Raw genomic sequence first — 17,074 nt, forward strand, 5'->3', positions numbered from 1 at the left:
CACTAAAACAATCAAAGCCAACTTCTTCATGGGTTTCTTATCAACAAAATTCGCAGGGCATGTTCTCGGGCATGCAAACGGTCAAATTACTCCCGTGGCTCCGAGGCGGCAAGATCATACATTCAGTTACTTTCGTATTATTCCGACGCATCCGGCGCGTGAATGATTTTGAGCGTCTTGTCGGAAGACACCTCTTTCAGCCAAGTCCAGACCGCCTGGATGCGCGCCTGGTGCTTGGCCTCGGCGGGCATGCTCATCCAGAAGGTCCGCGTGAACCGGGCTTCTTCAGGCAGCACCCGGGCCAGCACCGGATCGCGGTCGGCCAGAAAGGCCGGTAGCACGGCCAACCCCGCGCCGGCGCGCACCGCTTCGTACTGCGCCGTGATGCTGGTGCTTCGAAACGCGAACCGCGCTGGCCGGTGCAATGCGTCCAGAAACTGCAGTTCCTTGGTGAAGAGCAAATCGTCCACATAGCTCACGAAGGCATGGTGGCGCAGATCGTCCCGGGTCGAGACCAGCGGGCGACGGGCCAGGTACTCGCGCTGGCCGTACAGGTGCAACGTGTAGTCCGCCAGCTTGGCGACGATGACCGATCCCCGCGCGGGGCGCTCCAGCGAGATGACGATGTCTGCCTCGCGCCGGGACAGGTGCAGCATGCGCGGCAAAGCCAGCAGGTCAATGGTGAGGCCGGGGTTCTTCTGCGTGAGCCGTGCCAGGTGCGGCGCGAGGATGAGCGTGCCGAAGCCTTCCGTCGCGCCCACGCGCACCACCCCGGACAGGCCCGCCGCCGCATTCGCCGGGGCCGCGCGCTCCAGACCGAGCACGGCGGTTTCCATGGCCTCGACGGCGGGCAGCAGTTGCCGGCCCGCCTCCGTCAGGCGGTGCCCGCCGGCCTCGCGTGCGAACAGCGGTGCGCCCATCTGCTTTTCCAGCGACTGGATGCGGCGGGCCACCGTGGTGTGCTCCACGCCCGTGCGGCGTGCCGCGCCGGCCAGTGTGCCGGAGCGCGCCAGCTCCAGAAAGTAGCGCAGGTTGTCCCATTCCATTCGTGTGAGGCCCTCTCGTCGTAGTGTTCTTCGGGCGGTGCGTGCCGACCCGGCCCGCCGCCACCTGTGCAAATTTGCAAACCCAAGGTGCATGCATGCGCCTTGTGTTGGCAATTTCGCACAGCTAGGATGCGCAGGCCACCGGGATTTGCCCGCGGTTGCGGCACCGGCGCCCTGCCCGGCCGTCCGCTCAGGCCATTGTCCCGGCCCCGCATGACAGACAAACACAGGAGACAAGACACCATGGACGCATCCATCACCGCTCAAAAGGCCCCACAGGCCGCCCTGGCCCCCACCGTCAAGCTGCTGATCGGCGGCCAGTTCGTCGAGTCCCAAACCACCCAGTGGCGCAATGTGGTGAACCCCGCCACGCAGGAAGTGCTGGCGCGCGTGCCCTTCGCCACGCCAGAGGAGATCAACGCCGCCGTCGCCTCGGGCAAGGAAGCCTTCAAGACCTGGAAGAAAACGGCCATCGGCGCCCGGGCGCGCATCTTCCTCAAGTACCAGCAGCTGATCCGCGAGAACATGGCCGAACTGGCCGCGATCCTGACGGCCGAGCAAGGCAAGACGCTGCCCGATGCGGAGGGCGACGTGTTCCGCGGCCTGGAGGTGGTGGAGCACGCCAGCGCCATCGGCAACCTGCAGCTGGGCGAGTTGGCCAACAACGTGGCCGGCGGCGTGGACACCTACACGCTGATGCAGCCGCTGGGCGTGTGCGCGGGCATCACCCCGTTCAACTTCCCCGCCATGATCCCGCTGTGGATGTTCCCCATGGCCATCGCCACGGGCAACACCTTCGTGCTCAAGCCCTCCGAGCAGGACCCCATGGTGACCATGCGCCTGTGCGAGCTGGCGCTGGAGGCCGGCGTGCCCCCGGGCGTGCTGAACGTGGTGCACGGCGGCGAGGACGCGGTGAACGCCATCTGCGACCACCCGGACATCAAGGCGATCAGCTTCGTGGGCAGCACCAAGGTGGGCACGCACGTTTACAACCGCGCCAGCCTGAACGGCAAGCGCGTGCAATGCATGATGGGCGCGAAGAACCACGCCATCGTCATGCCCGACGCCAACAAGGAGCAGACGCTCAACGCCCTGGCGGGCGCCGCCTTCGGCGCTGCGGGCCAGCGCTGCATGGCGCTGTCGGTGGTGGTGCTGGTGGGCGAGGCCCAGCAGTGGATTCCCGACCTCGTCGCCAAGGCCAAGACGCTCAAGGTGAGCGGCGGCACCGACAAGGGCACCGACGTGGGCCCATTGGTCTCGTGCGCAGCGAAGGACCGGGTGGAAAGCCTGATCGAGCGCGGCATCGCCGATGGCGCCACGCTGGAACTGGACGGCCGCAAGCCGCAGGTGGCGGGCTACGAAAAAGGCAACTTCGTCGGCCCCACGGTGTTCAGCGGCGTGAAGCCCGGCATGTCCATCTACGACCAGGAAGTCTTCGGCCCGGTGCTGTGCCTGGGCGCGGCGGCCGACATCGACGAAGCGATCGCCTTCATCAACGACAACCCGAACGGCAACGGCACGGCCATCTTCACGCAGTCGGGCGCGGCAGCCCGCAAGTTCCAGGAAGAGATCGACGTGGGCCAGGTGGGCATCAACGTGCCGATTCCCGTGCCCGTGCCGCTGTTCTCGTTCTCGGGCTCGCGCGCCTCCAAGCTGGGCGACCTGGGGCCGTATGGCAAGCAGGTCGTGCTGTTCTACACGCAGACCAAGACGGTCACGGCGCGCTGGTTCGACGACAGCACCATCTCGCACGGCGTGAACACCACCATCAGCCTGAAGTAGCCCGCTGGCGCGGGAGCGGCCGGCCGGGGCCGCGCGGTGCTACAACGCCAAGGATGCACATTCTCAAGATCACGACGAAACGGTGGGCGGCGCTTGCCTGGGGTGGCGGCGCGGCCTGCGCCCTGCTGTTCAGCGCGGGGGCACACGCCCAGGCGGGCGCAACCTGCCGGCCGGAGGGCACGGTGGCCGAGACCAATGCCTGCGCGGTGCAAACCTACCAGCAGGCGGACACGGCCATTGCCATTCTCTACAGCGACGTGATGCGCGCGCTGTCGGCCCACGAGCGGCCGCAGCTGCGGCAGGAGCAGACGGCCTGGCAGCGCCAGCGCACCATGCTGTGCAAGCAGGGCACCCAGTCCACCGAGGGCCTGCCCGAGTGGCCGCGCCTGTACCACGCCTGCCTGACCGCCGAGACCGAGGCGCGCCGCCAGGGCTTGATGCGCTGGCTGACGCTGGACCATCCCTCCGCCAAGCCGTAACGCATCCGCCACCGTCCACCCCGCCCCGCCCGAAACGAGACAAAGCAGAACAACGAACGACCGCCAGCGAGACCCGATCCATGGACTTTGAACTGACCGAAGAACAGCGCGCATTCGCCGAGACGGCCCGCGACTTCGCGCGCGCCGAACTGGCGCCGCACGCGGCCCGCTGGGACGCCGAGGGCATATTCCCGCGCGAGGCGATCGCCGCAGCCGGCGCCCTGGGCTTTTGCGGCCTGTACGCCCCCGAGAACGCGGGCGGCCTCGCCCTGCCCCGGCTCGACGCCACCCTGGTGTTCGAGGAAATGGCGGCGGTGGACCCCTCCACCACGGCCTTCATCACCATCCACAACATGGCCACCTGGATGCTCGGCACCTGGGCGACCGATGCCGTGCGCGACCGCTGGGGCCCCCTGCTGGCCAGCGGCGAGAAGCTCGCCTCGTACTGCCTGACCGAGCCCGGCGCGGGCTCGGACGCGGCCTCGCTCAAGACCCGGGCGGAGTTGGCAGGCGCCGAATACGTCATCAACGGCGCCAAGGCGTTCATCAGCGGCGCGGGCAGCACCGACGTGCTGGTGCTGATGGCCCGCACCGGCGACGCCGCATCGGGCGCGGCGGGCATCAGCGCCTTCGCGGTGCCGGCCGATGCGCCGGGCATCCAGTACGGCAAGAAGGAAGAAAAGATGGGCTGGAACAGCCAGCCCACCCGCACCATCAGCTTCGACAACGTGCGCATTCCGGCCGACCACCTGCTGGGGCGCGAGGGCGAGGGCTTCAAGATCGCCATGAAGGGCCTGGACGGCGGGCGCATCAACATCGCCACCTGCTCGGTGGGCGCGGCGCAGGGCGCGCTGGCCCAGGCGCAGCAGTACATGCACGACCGCAAGCAGTTCGGCAAGCCCATCGCGAGCTTCCAGGCGCTGCAGTTCAAGCTGGCCGACATGGCGACCGAACTGGTGGCCGCGCGCCAGATGGTGCGGCTGGCGGCCTCCAAGCTGGATGCGGGCGCGCGCGATGCCAGCACCTATTGCGCCATGGCCAAGCGCTTTGCGACCGATGCGGGCTTCAACGTGTGCAACGAGGCGCTGCAGCTGCACGGCGGCTACGGCTACATCCGCGAGTACCCGCTGGAGCGCCTGATGCGCGACGCGCGCGTGCACCAGATCCTGGAGGGCACGAACGAGATCATGCGGGTCATCATCGCCCGCCGCATGCTGGAGGGCGACGCGCCCGACGCCATCCGCTGACCGCATTCACTACCAATTTCATAGCAGCATGCCCTAGTACTTATTGTGCCAGAGGCCTGTTTCATTCAAAACCAAAGGAGACACTTCCATGAAGATCGCATTCATCGGCCTGGGCAACATGGGCGGCCCCATGGCGCTGAACCTGCACAAGGCGGGGCATGAGGTCCGCGCCTTCGACCTGTCCCAGCCCGCGCGCGACAAGCTGGCCGAAGGCGGCGTGGCCATTGCGGCCGATGCGGCGGCCGCCGTGCAGGGCGCCGAGGTGCTCATCAGCATGCTGCCCGCCAGCCAGCACGTGGAATCGCTGTACCTGGGCAACGGGCAGCAGCCCGGCCTGCTGCCGCTGCTGGCCGCCGGCACGCTGGTGATCGACTGCTCCACCATCGCCGCCGCCACCTCGCGCAAGGTGGCCGAAGCCGCGCAGGCGCGCGGCCTGGCGTTCATCGACGCGCCCGTCTCGGGCGGCACCGGCGGCGCCGTGGCCGGCACGCTGACCTTCATGGTGGGGGGCGATGCCGCCGACCTGGAGCGCGCCCGCCCCATCCTGGAAAAGATGGGCGCCAACCTGTTCCATGCCGGCGCCGTGGGCGCGGGTCAGACGGCCAAGATCTGCAACAACATGCTGCTGGGCATCCTGATGGCGGGTACCAGCGAGGCCATCGCCCTGGGCGTGGCCAACGGGCTGGACCCGAAGGTGCTGTCCGAGATCATGCGCCGCAGCTCGGGGGGCAACTGGGCCCTGGAAAAGTACAACCCCTACCCCGGCGTGATGGAAGCGGCCCCCGCCAGCAAGGGCTACGCGGGCGGCTTCGGCACCGACCTGATGCTCAAGGACCTGGGCCTGGCGCAGGAGAACGCCATGGCCGTGAAGGCCGCCACGCCGCTGGGCGGGCTGGCGCGCAGCCTGTATGCGGCGCACAGCCTGGCCGGCCAGGGGGCGCTGGATTTCTCCAGCATCATCCAGGCGGTGCAAAAGAAGGGCTGACCCGCGGCGGGGCAGCGCCCAGCCCCCCGGGCCTACCCTCAGTTGCGTGGCCGCAGCACCATGCGGTCGCGCCCGATCTCCACGTCGAAGTGCTGCAGGAAGTTCTGGCCCAGCAGCGCGTCCTCGTCGTCGTCGCCCGTGTACCCCGTGCCCACGCGCAGGCCGGAAACCGCCAGCGAGCGCACGGTGACCGAATCGGCCACCACCACGCGGCCCTGGCGCGTGCCGTTGGCGGTGCGGAACTGCGTCACTTCCCCGCCCGTGAGGCTGGCCTTGCGCGCGAGCGCATCGGTCACGCCCACCAGGCTGGCACCGGTGTCCACCATGAACATCACGGGCTGGCCGTTCACCGTGCCGGCCACGCGAAAGTGCCCGTCGCGGTGCCGGGGGATCACCAGGGCGCCCTCCGCCGTCACGCTGGCGCCGCGCGGCTTGAGGTAGTGGTCCATGGCCACGTAAAGCACGCCCATCAATGCGAGCCAAAAGGCCAGGATGCCCCACATGCCCCTGCGGGCGAGCGCGCGCGTGCGGCGCTCGCCGGGCACGTGTGCGTCTTCCACGTCGCCACCGCCCCGCGAGCCCAAGCGCTGGCGGTCTTCGCCATCCGATGCCATTCGTTGCCCTCCGGTAATGTGCTTGGGGCGAGTATGGCCCAGGCACCGCATGCTGCCGCGCCGCGCCAGGCGCATCGCCGCCGTTGTCCTACGCCTTGCGGGCCCGCATGCGGTCATCCTCGGGCCTTCGCCCGCGGCGCCGCCAGGGCACCGCGCGACCACGGTTGCAGCCACTGATCCACCCTTGGCGCCAGGGCCGCGCAACGCATCACACGACACCCGTCCCTGCCGCCTCCTTCACCATTCTTTTCGTCGATCCCGACGCACCCTTCCCAGGAGAATTCCATGGCCCCTCTTCCTTCCAGCCCATCCCGCACTTCATTCCAACGCCGCGGCACCCTCGCTGCCAGCACCGCCGCCGTGGCGGCCGCCCTGTTCCTGGCGGGCTGCGCCGGCAGCGCCTCGGACAACTCCCGCTCCGCCGTCGCCAAGACCCCCGTGCCGGGCCTGGAACGCGCCACCGCCACCGCACGCCTGGTCACGCCCGAAGGCGCGCCGGCCGGCAATGCCGTCCTGACCGAAACCGCCGCGGGCGTGGAAGTGGCCATCCAGGTGCAGGGCCTGTCGCCGGGCAAGCACGGCTTTCACATCCATGCCAATGGCGCCTGCTCGCCCGGACCGGACGCCACCACCGGCCAGACCATCGCGTTCGGCGGTGCCGGCGGCCACTTCGATCCCGGCATGGCCAAGAAGCACGGCCATCCCGGCCAGCCCTCGCACGAGGCCCATGCGGGCGAGCTGCCCAACATCACCGTGGGCGACGACGGCCGGGGCAGCGTGCGTTTCGTGAACGCCAACGTCTCGCTCACGCCGGGCAAGACCTCGGTGGTGGGCCGCTCACTGGTCGTGCACGAAAAGGAAGACGACTACACCACCAACCCTGCCGGCAATTCCGGTGGCCGGCTGCTGTGCGGCCTGATCCAGCCCGCACCGGCCAGCACCGTGGTGGGCGACAAGGCCGCCGCCCCCTCCCTGCTGGTCCGTTGATGCGCCGCGCGCGGCGCGCGGTGCCCCAGGCCGCTTTGTGGTGCTGCGCGCTGGCATCTGCCGGGTTCGCACGGGCCCAAAACCTTCCTCCGCAGGCCCCGCCAACGGCCACGCTCCCGGCGGTGCAGGTGCCCGGCCAGGCCGAGGCGCAGCGCCGCTTCGATGCCGCGGCCAGCCACACCAGCGTGGCGGTCGATGCGTTCTCCACCCCCAGCACGCTGGTGAACCTGTCCGAGTTGCTCGCGGCCCAGGCGGGCGTGGTGGCGCTGGACCGGCAGAACTACGCGCAGGACCTGCAGATCGCGGTGCGCGGCTTCGGTGCGCGCTCCACCTTCGGCGTGCGCGGGGTGCGCATCCTGGTGGACGGCATTCCGGCCACCATGCCGGACGGCCAGGGCCAGGCGGCCACCGCACAGTTGCAGTCGGCCTCGCAGGTCGAGGTGCTGCGCGGGCCGCTGGCCCAGCTCTACGGCAACGCGGCGGGCGGCGTGCTGCAGGTCACCACGCGGGAGCCGCGCGAAGGCGGCGGCGCCGGCGCGTCGGTGGCGGCGGGTTCGTTCGGGCAGCGGCTGGTGGATGCGTCGCTCGACTTCGGCGACCGCACGCTCGGCGGGCTGGTCGACGTGTCGCACTTCGAAACCGACGGCTCGCGCGACCACAGCGCGGCGCGGCGCACGCACCTCAATGGCAAGCTGGTGGCCCGGCCCGATGCCGACACCCGGATCACCGCGTTGCTCAATCTCTACGACCAGCCCCTGGCGCAGGACCCGCTGGGCCTGACCCGGGCGCAGTTCGAGGCCGATCCGCGCCAGGCACCGGCCGTGGCGACGGACTTCGGCACGCGCAAATCCGTGGCGCAAAACCAGTTCGGTGTGGTGCTGGAGCGGCAACTGGGCGCGGCCGACAGCGTTCGGGTGCGCGCCTATGGCGGCACGCGCACGCTCACGCAATTCCTGTCGTTCAGCGGCGCCGCGGCCAGCAGCGCAGGCGGCGTCGTGGACCTGGACCGCGACTACTACGGCCTGGGCATGGCCTGGACGCACACCGTGCGCCGCGCCTCCGGCCTGCCCCTGACCTGGACGCTGGGGCTGGACGCCGACCGTCTGTCCGAGCACCGCCAGGGCTTGGTCAACAACAACGGCACGCCCGGCGCGCTGCGGCGTGACGAGCAGGACCGCGCGGGCAACACCGATTGGTTCGCCCAGGTGGACGCCTGGCTCACACCCACCTGGCGCGCCGTGGCCGGGGTGCGCGCCAGCCGCGTGCGCGCGAGCGTCAACGACCGCTTCATCACCGCCGCCAACCCCGACGACAGCGGCCAGCGCACCTGGCGCCAGACCAGTCCCGTGCTGGGCCTGGTGTGGAGTGCCACCGACCAGCTCAACCTGTACGCCAACATCGGCCGCGGCTTCGAGACGCCCACCCTGGCCGAGATGGCCTACAGCACGGGCAACACCGGCCCCAACTACGGCCTGAACGCCTCGCGCAGCCGGCAGATGGAAGTCGGTGCCAAGTGGCAGGGCGCGGTGCACCGCATCGACGCGGCCTGGTTCGACGCGCAAAGCCGGGGCGAGATCGTGCCGGCAGCCACCGTGAACGGGCGCACCGTGTACCAGAACGCCGACCGGGTGCGTCGGCGCGGGCTGGAACTGGCCTGGAGCGCCCAGTCCGGCGCCTTCAAGCCGCGCGTGGCCTACACGTACCTCGATGCGTTCTTCGACAGTCCCTACGCCGTGGCGGGCGGCGCCACCGTGCCCTCGGGCAACCGGCTGCCGGGCACGGCGCGCCAGACCGTGCAACTGGCGCTGGACCACGCCCTGTCGCCGGCATGGCAATGGGGCGCGACGCTGGACGTGTCCGGCAAGGTGTACGCCAACGATGTGAACACCGAGGCCGCCGCCAGATTCGCCACGGCGGGCCTGCGGGCGGGCTATGCCTTTCGCACCGGGGACACGCGCTGGCAGGCCTGGGCGCGGCTCGATAACCTGTTCGACCGCCGCTACGCGGGCTCGCTCATCGTGAACGATGGCAACGGGCGCTTCTTCGAGCCCGCGGCGGGACGGCGCATCATGGTGGGGCTGCGCGCGCAGTTCCTGTAGCCGCCCTGCCCTAGGCGCAGGGCCCGGGTCGGCTCAGCCGCCTTCGCACACCAGGCGCTGCTCGCCCAGGCCCGTGGCCCCCAGCCGCATCACGTCGCCCGGCCGCAGAAAGCGCGGCGCGGGCTTCTTGCCCAGCCCCACGCCGGCCGGCGTGCCGGTGAGCACGATGTCGCCCGGCTCCAGCGTCATGAACTGGCTGATGTACGACAGCACCCGGGGCACCCCGAAGATGAAGTTGCGCGTGTTCCCGTCCTGCATGCGCTCGCCGTTCACCTCCAGCCACAGGCCGATGGCGTGCGGGTCGGGCACCTCGTCGGCCGTCACCAGCCAGGGTCCGATGGGCGCGAACGTGTCGTAGGCCTTGCCTTTATCCCACTGACCGCCGCGCTCCATCTGGTAGCTGCGCTCGGACACATCGTTGGCCAGCACGTAGCCCGCCACATGCTGCAGCGCCGCGTCTTCGGCCACATGTTGCGCGCGCGTGCCGATCACGATGCCCAGCTCCACCTCCCAGTCGGCCTTCAGCGCGCCGGGCGGGATGCGCACCGGGTCCGTGGGCCCGCTCAGCGCGGTGGTGGCTTTCATGAACAGCACGGGCTCGGCCGGCGCGGCCAGGCCCGCTTCGGCCGCATGGTCGGCGTAGTTGAGCCCCACGCACACGATCTTGCCCACGCCCGCCACCGGGCAGCCCAGGCGCTCCGATTCGGGCACCACGGGCAGGCGCGACGTGTCCAGCGCCGCGAGGGCGGCCAGGGTGCGGGGCGACAGCTGGGCGGGGCCGATGTCGGGCAGCAGCATGGACAGGTCCCTGACAATGCCTTGCGCATCGACGAGCCCGGCACGCTCCGCGCCCGGCTGGCCATATCGGATCAGTTTCAAAGTGTCTCCTACCGGTGGAAGTTTCCAGACGCGGAAGCGGGCGAAGGGCGCCCCTTCCGAAGCATCACGACCAGTAGTCGATCTCGTCCAGGCTGCGGGCGAACGCCTGCAGGTCCGGGACCTGCGGATACTCCACGTAGTACAGGTACTCGTAGACCACCGCCTGTTGCGCAAGATCGGTCCAGCGGCCGCGCTGCGTCGTATCGTAAAGCGTCTGGAGCTTCCCGAGGTCGAAGGCCTCCTTGCCGCTCGATGCGGCCTGTGCCTTGGCGTCCTGCAGCCGCGCTGTCCGCTGCTGCTGCGCGCGCTCCCTGAGCTGCCGATGAAAAGCCAGGGCGACCTCGCCTTTGAGTTGGGTCATCTTCGATCCTGTCCATTCAGCGTGCAGTGGATTCCCAGCGCCTGGGACCACGATAGGCCGGCATATTTCTGCAAGGCTTCTCGAGCGGTCACGGCGACGGCGGCGGGCATGGCTTGCGTCAGTTGCCGGATCGTCCCGTCGTCGATCACCTGTTCGCCGATGTCGCTGGCGGGCAAGTCGGAGAGCGCCACGATCTCGGCGTATTGGTCCGCGTCGTGGATGGTCAGCTCCCCGTTCGCAACGGTCGCGACAGGCGCCTTCTCGCCCGTCGCCGACGTGCCCATCAGGTGGTAGGTGCCGATCTGCGGCTTCGCCAGGAACTGGTCGATGACGTCCAGGCGATTGCCGCGAATGGCGCAGTAGCCGGCGGCGACGGCGGCATAGGGCGGACGCGGATCGTCCCCGTCGGGATCCCTTTGCAGGACACCGAGCAGCGAACGCTCCAGCGGCATGTCGATGTCGTACATCTCGACCTGGCGGCCGGTGTTCTCGGACAGTGCGATGTAGCCGGCGACTTCGTGCGCGCCGCCCAGCCGTTTGTCGACCAGCATGCTGGCCGGCTTTCCGCTCGCCGTCTTCCCTGTGGCGATCTGGTGCTCCAGCCGATCGGCGAGCACACACGACTCCGCGTGCACGTTGGCCGGGGTCAGCCGGGGCTGGCCGGGCGCTTTCCTGAGCCGCGACTTGAACGCGTCCGGATTGATGCTGCCCCCGCCGCTTTTCTCCAGGGCCTCGGCGAGGGCCGGCACGGCCGATCGGGCCAGCCGGGTCTTTCCTGCGGCCGTGTTGCCGCGCAACGCGAACAGCGTCGGATCGCAGCCCGACCGCTCCACACATTCCGCGAAGACAGTGGCCTTGCGAAGGGAGTCGTCGATCAGCGCATCGTGCAGCTTGCGGCGCTCGGGCTGCCAGTGGGCGGGATCGGCCAGGTAGGCCCATCGCCCGGGCCCTACGGGCGGCAGCGTGCCGACCGCGAACATCTCCACGGAGCCGTTGGCGTACGCGCCATTGGAGGCCGCGGAATGGGTGGTTCGCCGGGCAGGCAGGCTCCGCAGCGCCGAGATCGCCGAGCGGACGGGAGAAAGGGTCCCTCGGCCTGCGCCCTGGGGGGCGGCCCTCAATGCAGGGGAGCCGCTATACCGTTTCGGTGGGGAGTCCGCCGGCAGCGAGGGGCCCGATGGCGGTCTGGTGGGAGGTTGGCGCGGCACGCGCGCCCGAGCGGCAAGGCGATAAATCATTGGGCCGGCAAGTTAGCGGCTGTGACTCGGCGGCGCCTTCTCACACGCGAAGACGGGGCAGGTTCTGCGAAACCCTGCCCTACCCGTCAGCGCGATGCCTGGGCGCCACACCGAGCCTCGCCCATCGCCAGGGCGGGCATCCGCCACGCGCCGTAATATCGGCCCGAACCACCGACCGCTCCAGGCCCCCTTCCGCCCCGAATCCGCCATGCCCCGTTCACCCAAGCCCCCTGCCCCCGCCACGCTGCCGCCTGCAGTGGCCGACCGGCCCCGCCCGGCCCATCTGGCCGACCTGTTCTGGTCGTTCACCCTCCTGGCGCTACAGGGCTTCGGCGGCGTGCTGGCCGTGGTGCAGCGCGAGCTGGTGGACCGCAAGGGGTGGCTCACCAACGAGGAATTCCTCGAAGACTGGGCCGTGGCGCAGATCCTGCCGGGGCCGAACGTGGTCAACCTCGCCGTGGTGATTGGCGACCGCTATTTCGGGCTGCGTGGCGCCCTGGTGGCACTGGCGGGCATGCTGCTGTTTCCCTTGCTGCTGGTGCTGGCGCTGGCCGTGGTCTATGCGCAGTTTTCCGGGCATGCCGCGGTGAGTGGCGCCTTGCGCGGCATGGGGGCGGTGGCGGCCGGCCTGGTCGGCGGCGTGGCGCTGCGGATGGCCGGGGCCTTGCGCACGCACCCCCTGGGCCCGGTGGCCGGCTGGGCCTTCGTGGCGGCGACCTTCGGCACCATGGCGCTACTGCGCTGGCCGCTGGCCTGGGTGCTGCCCGTGGTGGGCGGCGCTGCGTGCGCTGTCACCTGGCGGAGGATCGCCCCATGACGCCGGCCGCCACCCTCGCCCTGCAGCCGGTGGACTGGCTGAACCTGTTCCTCTACTACGCCTCGATCTCGCTGCTGGCGGTGGGCGGGGCCATTGCCGCCGCGCCCGACATGCACCGGTTCCTGGTGGAACGGCAGGGCTGGATCACCGACTTGCAGTTCAACGCTTCCATCGCCATCGCCCAGGCCGCGCCGGGGCCCAACGTGCTTTTCGTCGGCCTGCTGGGCTGGAACGTGGGCCTGAACGCCGGCGGGCCGGGCGCGGCGGGCTGGGCAGCGGCCACGCTGGGCATGGCGCTGAGCCTGGTGGGCATCATGCTGCCCAGCACCGTGCTGACCTGGCTGGCCACGCGCTGGGGCCACCGCAACAAGCACCGGCGCAGCGTGCGCGCCTTCAAGCAGGGGCTGGCGCCCGTGGTGATCGGCCTGCTGCTGGCCACCGCCTGGCTGCTGGGCAGCGTGCACCATGGCGCCGGCACCGATCTGCGCCTGTGGCTGCTGAGCGGCGCGTGCGCGCTGGTGGTGTGGCGCACGCGCCTTCACCTGCTGTGGCTGCTGGCGGCGGGTGCGGTGCTGGGGGCGCTGGGCGTGGTGTGACCGGGCGCGCCCGTTGGGTGAACGGCCTGTCTTGAACCCACGGGGCGTGAAGATTCAGCGGTCGTCTTACCGCGCCGGGTGGCGTGTGCCGTAACAATGGCTTTGGCACCTTCGCCATCGGCGTTGGTCGGGCCTTCCCGGGCCTGCTGCCGCACCCCGTTTTCTTCGTGGCCCGATTCGCATCGGGCCTGTCTTTTCCGCAATCCAAGGAGTCCCCCATGCAATTTCGCCCCCTCGGCCGTTCGGGCCTGCAGGTTTCGCCACTGTGCTTCGGCGGCAACGTGTTCGGCTGGACGGTGGACGAACCCACCACGTTCTCGCTGCTCGATGCCTGGGTGGACGCGGGCTTCAATTTCATCGACACCGCCGACGTGTACTCGCGCTGGGCGCCGGGGCACATGGGCGGCGAGTCCGAAGCCATGATCGGCCAGTGGCTCAAGCGCAGCGGCAAGCGCGACCGCATCGTGCTGGCCACCAAGGTGGGCAAGGACATGGGCGATGGCAAGGTGGGTCTGGGCGGCGACTACATCCGCCGCGCGGTGGACGACTCGCTGCGGCGCCTGCACACCGACGTGATCGACCTCTATCAGTCTCACGATGACGATGCCGGTACCCCGCTGGAGGAGACCCTGGGCACCTACGCCGACCTGATCCGCGAAGGCAAGGTGCGCGCGATCGGCGCCTCCAACCATTCCGCGAAGCGCCTGGCCGAGGCCCTGGACACCAGCGAGCGCCTGGGCGTGCCGCGCTACGAAAGCCTGCAGCCGCTGTACAACCTGTACGACCGCGACGTGTTCGAGAAAGAGCTGCGTCCCCTGTGCCTGGAAAAGGGCGTGGGCGTGATCAACTTCTACGCGCTGGCCGCCGGCTTCCTGACCGGCAAGTACCGCAGCGCAGCGGACTTGGACAAAAGCCCGCGCGGCGCCAAGGTGGTGCAGACCTACCTGAACGACCGGGGCCTGCGCATCCTGGCCGAACTCGACCAGGTGGCCGAGCGCTATGAGGTCACCCCCGGCCAGGTGGCGATCGCGTGGCAGATGGCGCAGCCCGGCATCACCGCGCCCATCGCCAGTGCATCGTCGCTGGAGCAACTGCAGGAACTGGTGCAGGCCGCCAGTCTGAAGCTGGATGCCGATGCGCTCGAATCGCTGAGCCAGGCCAGCGCCGAAGCGGCCTGAGGACCCCGGAGGCCGTCAGGCGGGTTCGCCGACCGCCTCCTGGGCGGCGGGCGCTCTGCCGCTGCCCTGCCCGCCTTCTTCCGCCAAGGCCTGCAATCCCTGCCGATACGCCACCAGCGCCTGCACGGTCGTGCACAGCAGACCGTGGGCCTGGGCGAACCGGGCCACGTCCGCACCGCGGGCCATGCTGCCGTCCGGATTCATCAGCTCGCACAGCACCCCGGCGGGTGCGCGTCCGGCCAGGCGCGCCAGGTCCACGGCCGACTCGGTGTGGCCGGTGCGCTCCAGCACCCCGCCCGGGCGTGCCACCAGCGGAAAGACATGGCCGGGGCTGACGATCTGCGGGGCACCGCCGGGCGCCGGTACCTGCAGGGCGCAGCGGATCGTCTGCACCCGGTCGGCCGCCGACACGCCCGTGCTCACGCCATGGGCCGCCTCGATGGACTGGGTGAAGGCGGTGGCGAACGAGGACCGGTTGACCTCCACCATCGGCCGCAGGCCCAAGGCGCCCGCGTGGCCGGGCATGAGGCACAGGCAGACGATGCCGCTGCCCTCGCGAATCATCAAGGCCATGGTGGCTTCGGTGAGGTTGTCGGCCGCGCAGATGAGGTCGGCCTCGTTCTCGCGGTCGGCATCGTCCATGACGAGCACGGGACGGCCCGCGGCAATGGCGGCGATGACCTCGGGCATGGGCGCCAACTGCACGCCGTGATCGACGGCCACGGCCACAGGCGTGGAAGGGGAAGAGGAAGGAAAAACGGAAACGGCGGTGTTCATGAAACGCTCCTGGAAGGTGAGGAAACGCCTCAAGGCATGCAAGAAGCACCGGCGCACGCCCGAATGGCAGGCGCGCGCAGGCACCAGGGCGCGCATGGCTGCGCACCCCATCTTCTTTCATCCGGACTGTGACCGTCGGCCCCAGACTGAACGGGCCAGGAACCGTGTTCCTTGGAGCCGCGTCGCACTGGATCTGCTGACCTCCGCCCATCCCGAAGGACGCATGCGGAGCGCTCGCGGGCTCGCGGCGCGGGGAGACCTCCCGCACCGCCTACCGCCGGTGGGGAATTCCACCCCGCCCTGAAGACCGAGCGATTATCGCGGCGCTGCCGCCGGTGGCGTGTCGCCTGCGGGGCGATCCCGGCCCAGCAGCAGGGTCAAGACTTCGGCCGACGGACCGCGCAGCACCGCATGGGCCGTGCTGTCGAGTTCGCTCGGCGCCGGGTTGACGATGACCACGCGCGCCCCGATGCGCCGGGCCATGTGGGCGAGGCCGGCCGCGGGATACACGGCGCCGGCCGTGCCCACGACCAGCATCAGGTCGCAGGCGCTGACCGCCTCCTCCGCCTGACCGAGGATGTCGATCGGCAACGACTCGCCGAACCACACCACGGCCGGGCGCACGAGATTGCCGCAGGTGGCGCAGCGCGGTGGTGCGCCGGCTTCGGCGTGGGTCAGATCGCAGCAGCCGCGCGGATCGTCCAGCCAGCGGTTGCCGCGCAGCTCGCCATGCAGGCACAGCACGCCCGCGCTGCCCGCCATCTGGTGCAGGCCATCCACGTTCTGCGTGACCAGCGTGAGGCGGCCAGGATGGCTCCGGGCAAAGTCCGCCAGCGCCCGGTGGCCCGCATTGGGCTGCACGCCCTGCAGCAGCGCGCGACGGTGCTCGTACCACGCCCAGACACCCGCGGGATCGGCGCGAAAGCCGGGCTCGCTGGCCATGTCTTCGGGGCGCACCTGCGCCCACAGGCCGGTCTGCGCATCGCGGAATGTAGGCACGCCGGACTCGGCGCTCACGCCAGCGCCGGTCAGCACCACGATGCGCTGCGCGGCGTCGACCCAGGCGATGGCGGTGTTCAGGTCGCCCGAGCCGCTCCACGCGACGTCGGGGGCTGGCACACGCGGCATGGCGAAAAGACCGGGTTCAGACGGTGCGCTGGCGCAGGGCCTCGTACAGGCACACGCCGCTGGCCACCGACACGTTCAGGCTCTCCACCGCGCCCTTCATGGGGATGGAGACCAGCTCGTCGCAGGTCTTGCGCGTGAGCTGGCGCATGCCGTCGCCCTCCGCGCCCAGCACCAGGGCCACGGGGCCTTTCAGGTCCACCTGGTAGATGTTCTTGGGCGCATCGTCGCTGGTACCGATGCACCAGATGTTGCGTTCCTTGAGCTCGTTCAGGGTGCGCGCGAGGTTGGTCACCATGAAATACGGCACCGTCTCTGCGGCACCGCTGGCCACCTTGGCCACCGTGGCGTTCAGGCCCACCGCGTGGTCCTTGGGCGCGATCACGGCCTGCGCGCCCGCGCCGTCGGCCACCCGCAGGCAGGCACCCAGGTTGTGCGGATCGGTCACGCCGTCCAGCACCAGCAGCAGGGGCTGGGCGACGCCGGAGGCTTCCAGGTCTTCGAGCAGCTCGTCGAGCGAGGTGGCCAGGGCCACCGGCTCCACCCGCGCCGCCACACCCTGGTGGCCCTGGCTGCCTGCCAGCTTGGCGATGCGCGCGCTATCGGCTTCGATGAGGCGCGCGCCGGCGGCGTTGGCGCGGTCGAGGAACTGGCGCATGCGGGCATCGCGCCGCGTGGCCTCGTAGTAGATCTCGATGATGGATTGCGGCGCGGTCTTCAGGCGCACGCCGACGGCGTGGAAGCCGAAGAGGACTTTGGGGCTGGACATGCGGGGATTATCCGCGCCACGGGCCGAGCGCCCGATTGCTATTTATTTGATAGCAACCAAGGCATGCAATATCCCGGCACAAGGCACAAACGGCC

At 70.0% G+C, this 17,074-nt stretch carries 17 protein-coding genes and 1 riboswitch; of the genes, 9 read left to right on the forward strand and 8 right to left on the reverse strand.

Translation table 11 applies throughout. From position 1 onward, the window contains the following. Positions 1-137: 137 nt before the first annotated feature. Positions 138-1,046 carry a LysR family transcriptional regulator gene (locus AVTE2539_RS23405; RefSeq protein WP_284399857.1) on the reverse strand — a complete coding sequence of 303 codons (909 nt, stop codon included), beginning with the start codon at positions 1,044-1,046 and terminating at the stop codon, positions 138-140. A 243-nt stretch (positions 1,047-1,289) separates the two neighbouring features. On the opposite strand from AVTE2539_RS23405, the gene AVTE2539_RS23410 reads away from it, so the two are divergent. The 4 genes from AVTE2539_RS23410 (at position 1,290) to mmsB (ending at position 5,539) form a co-directional block, all read left to right on the forward strand. Next, positions 1,290-2,828, forward strand: coding sequence for a CoA-acylating methylmalonate-semialdehyde dehydrogenase (locus AVTE2539_RS23410; RefSeq protein ID WP_284414378.1), 1,539 nt, complete (start codon positions 1,290-1,292; stop codon positions 2,826-2,828). A 53-nt stretch (positions 2,829-2,881) separates the two neighbouring features. Then, positions 2,882-3,307 (forward strand): lysozyme inhibitor LprI family protein, encoded by a 426-nt coding sequence (locus tag AVTE2539_RS23415; RefSeq protein ID WP_284414381.1) that lies wholly within the window; start codon positions 2,882-2,884, stop codon positions 3,305-3,307. An 80-nt stretch (positions 3,308-3,387) separates the two neighbouring features. Continuing rightward, a complete protein-coding gene (locus AVTE2539_RS23420) occupies positions 3,388-4,554 on the forward strand; it encodes an acyl-CoA dehydrogenase family protein (RefSeq protein ID WP_284414383.1) in 1,167 nt (388 codons plus the stop codon). An 88-nt stretch (positions 4,555-4,642) separates the two neighbouring features. Further along, the gene (gene mmsB / locus AVTE2539_RS23425) at positions 4,643-5,539 is read left to right on the forward strand and encodes a 3-hydroxyisobutyrate dehydrogenase (protein WP_284414385.1); all 897 of its coding nucleotides are present in this window, start codon (positions 4,643-4,645) and stop codon (positions 5,537-5,539) included. A 38-nt stretch (positions 5,540-5,577) separates the two neighbouring features. On the opposite strand, the gene AVTE2539_RS23430 is transcribed toward mmsB, so the two are convergent. Next, a complete protein-coding gene (locus tag AVTE2539_RS23430) occupies positions 5,578-6,153 on the reverse strand; it encodes a retropepsin-like aspartic protease family protein (RefSeq protein WP_284414388.1) in 576 nt (191 codons plus the stop codon). A 285-nt stretch (positions 6,154-6,438) separates the two neighbouring features. On the opposite strand from AVTE2539_RS23430, the gene AVTE2539_RS23435 reads away from it, so the two are divergent. Together AVTE2539_RS23435 and AVTE2539_RS23440 are read left to right on the forward strand one after the other, a co-directional pair. Next, the gene (locus AVTE2539_RS23435; RefSeq protein ID WP_284414390.1) at positions 6,439-7,140 is read left to right on the forward strand and encodes a superoxide dismutase family protein; all 702 of its coding nucleotides are present in this window, start codon (positions 6,439-6,441) and stop codon (positions 7,138-7,140) included. Beyond that, on the forward strand, positions 7,140-9,239 hold the full coding sequence (locus AVTE2539_RS23440; protein ID WP_502868971.1) for a TonB-dependent receptor family protein: 2,100 nt from the start codon (positions 7,140-7,142) through the stop codon (positions 9,237-9,239). The genes AVTE2539_RS23435 and AVTE2539_RS23440 overlap by 1 nt, the downstream gene beginning before the upstream one ends. Positions 9,240-9,272: 33 nt before the next feature. Here AVTE2539_RS23440 and AVTE2539_RS23445 read toward each other — a convergent pair whose 3' ends face one another. The 3 genes from AVTE2539_RS23445 to xopAJ all read right to left on the reverse strand — a co-directional run bounded on the left by AVTE2539_RS23445 (position 9,273) and on the right by xopAJ (position 11,459). Continuing rightward, the gene (locus AVTE2539_RS23445) at positions 9,273-10,118 is read right to left on the reverse strand and encodes a fumarylacetoacetate hydrolase family protein (protein WP_284414394.1); all 846 of its coding nucleotides are present in this window, start codon (positions 10,116-10,118) and stop codon (positions 9,273-9,275) included. Positions 10,119-10,182: 64 nt separating this feature from the next. Beyond that, entirely contained in the window at positions 10,183-10,479 is a 297-nt protein-coding gene (locus AVTE2539_RS23450) for a hypothetical protein (protein WP_284399875.1), read from the reverse strand. Further along, a complete protein-coding gene (gene xopAJ / locus AVTE2539_RS23455) occupies positions 10,476-11,459 on the reverse strand; it encodes a XopAJ/AvrRxo1 family type III secretion system effector zeta toxin (protein ID WP_284414528.1) in 984 nt (327 codons plus the stop codon). Before xopAJ ends, AVTE2539_RS23450 begins: the two co-directional genes overlap by 4 nt. A gap of 466 nt (positions 11,460-11,925) precedes the next feature. Here xopAJ and AVTE2539_RS23460 point away from each other — a divergent pair, with 466 nt between their 5' ends. The 3 genes from AVTE2539_RS23460 (at position 11,926) to AVTE2539_RS23470 (ending at position 14,308) form a co-directional block, all read left to right on the forward strand. Next, a complete protein-coding gene (locus tag AVTE2539_RS23460) occupies positions 11,926-12,534 on the forward strand; it encodes a chromate transporter (protein ID WP_284414396.1) in 609 nt (202 codons plus the stop codon). Continuing rightward, on the forward strand, positions 12,531-13,130 hold the full coding sequence (locus AVTE2539_RS23465) for a chromate transporter (protein ID WP_284414398.1): 600 nt from the start codon (positions 12,531-12,533) through the stop codon (positions 13,128-13,130). The genes AVTE2539_RS23460 and AVTE2539_RS23465 overlap by 4 nt, the downstream gene beginning before the upstream one ends. Before the next feature lie 218 nt (positions 13,131-13,348). After that, positions 13,349-14,308 (forward strand): aldo/keto reductase, encoded by a 960-nt coding sequence (locus tag AVTE2539_RS23470; protein ID WP_284414400.1) that lies wholly within the window; start codon positions 13,349-13,351, stop codon positions 14,306-14,308. A 15-nt stretch (positions 14,309-14,323) separates the two neighbouring features. On the opposite strand, the gene ribB is transcribed toward AVTE2539_RS23470, so the two are convergent. The 3 genes from ribB to rlmB form a co-directional block, all read right to left on the reverse strand. After that, positions 14,324-15,085 carry a 3,4-dihydroxy-2-butanone-4-phosphate synthase gene (gene ribB, locus AVTE2539_RS23475; RefSeq protein ID WP_502868972.1) on the reverse strand — a complete coding sequence of 254 codons (762 nt, stop codon included), beginning with the start codon at positions 15,083-15,085 and terminating at the stop codon, positions 14,324-14,326. Positions 15,086-15,190: 105 nt separating this feature from the next. Continuing rightward, positions 15,191-15,397: riboswitch (FMN riboswitch) on the reverse strand. A gap of 3 nt (positions 15,398-15,400) precedes the next feature. Further along, positions 15,401-16,213: an SIR2 family NAD-dependent protein deacylase gene (locus AVTE2539_RS23480; protein ID WP_284414402.1), complete on the reverse strand. Its 813-nt coding sequence runs from the start codon at positions 16,211-16,213 to the stop codon at positions 15,401-15,403. Between the two features lie 16 nt (positions 16,214-16,229). Beyond that, entirely contained in the window at positions 16,230-16,979 is a 750-nt protein-coding gene (gene rlmB / locus AVTE2539_RS23485) for a 23S rRNA (guanosine(2251)-2'-O)-methyltransferase RlmB (RefSeq protein WP_284414404.1), read from the reverse strand. Between the last annotated feature and the right edge of the window lie 95 nt (positions 16,980-17,074).

This window comes from Acidovorax sp. SUPP2539, assembly GCF_030158975.1.
GTDB lineage: Bacteria > Pseudomonadota > Gammaproteobacteria > Burkholderiales > Burkholderiaceae_C > Paracidovorax.

What these genes read in the sequence shown, in the direction of transcription:
- AVTE2539_RS23405 (WP_284399857.1), bottom strand. Translation starts at nt 1,046, where the DNA reads ATGGAATGGGACAACCTGCGCTACTTTCTGGAGCTGGCGCGCTCCGGC.
- AVTE2539_RS23410 (WP_284414378.1), top strand. Translation starts at nt 1,290, where the DNA reads ATGGACGCATCCATCACCGCTCAAAAGGCCCCACAGGCCGCCCTGGCC.
- AVTE2539_RS23415 (WP_284414381.1), top strand. Translation starts at nt 2,882, where the DNA reads ATGCACATTCTCAAGATCACGACGAAACGGTGGGCGGCGCTTGCCTGG.
- AVTE2539_RS23420 (WP_284414383.1), top strand. Translation starts at nt 3,388, where the DNA reads ATGGACTTTGAACTGACCGAAGAACAGCGCGCATTCGCCGAGACGGCC.
- mmsB (WP_284414385.1), top strand. Translation starts at nt 4,643, where the DNA reads ATGAAGATCGCATTCATCGGCCTGGGCAACATGGGCGGCCCCATGGCG.
- AVTE2539_RS23430 (WP_284414388.1), bottom strand. Translation starts at nt 6,153, where the DNA reads ATGGCATCGGATGGCGAAGACCGCCAGCGCTTGGGCTCGCGGGGCGGT.
- AVTE2539_RS23435 (WP_284414390.1), top strand. Translation starts at nt 6,439, where the DNA reads ATGGCCCCTCTTCCTTCCAGCCCATCCCGCACTTCATTCCAACGCCGC.
- AVTE2539_RS23440 (WP_502868971.1), top strand. Translation starts at nt 7,140, where the DNA reads ATGCGCCGCGCGCGGCGCGCGGTGCCCCAGGCCGCTTTGTGGTGCTGC.
- AVTE2539_RS23450 (WP_284399875.1), bottom strand. Translation starts at nt 10,479, where the DNA reads ATGACCCAACTCAAAGGCGAGGTCGCCCTGGCTTTTCATCGGCAGCTC.
- xopAJ (WP_284414528.1), bottom strand. Translation starts at nt 11,459, where the DNA reads ATGTTCGCGGTCGGCACGCTGCCGCCCGTAGGGCCCGGGCGATGGGCC.
- AVTE2539_RS23460 (WP_284414396.1), top strand. Translation starts at nt 11,926, where the DNA reads ATGCCCCGTTCACCCAAGCCCCCTGCCCCCGCCACGCTGCCGCCTGCA.
- AVTE2539_RS23465 (WP_284414398.1), top strand. Translation starts at nt 12,531, where the DNA reads ATGACGCCGGCCGCCACCCTCGCCCTGCAGCCGGTGGACTGGCTGAAC.
- AVTE2539_RS23470 (WP_284414400.1), top strand. Translation starts at nt 13,349, where the DNA reads ATGCAATTTCGCCCCCTCGGCCGTTCGGGCCTGCAGGTTTCGCCACTG.
- ribB (WP_502868972.1), bottom strand. Translation starts at nt 15,085, where the DNA reads ATGAACACCGCCGTTTCCGTTTTTCCTTCCTCTTCCCCTTCCACGCCT.
- AVTE2539_RS23480 (WP_284414402.1), bottom strand. Translation starts at nt 16,213, where the DNA reads ATGCCGCGTGTGCCAGCCCCCGACGTCGCGTGGAGCGGCTCGGGCGAC.
- rlmB (WP_284414404.1), bottom strand. Translation starts at nt 16,979, where the DNA reads ATGTCCAGCCCCAAAGTCCTCTTCGGCTTCCACGCCGTCGGCGTGCGC.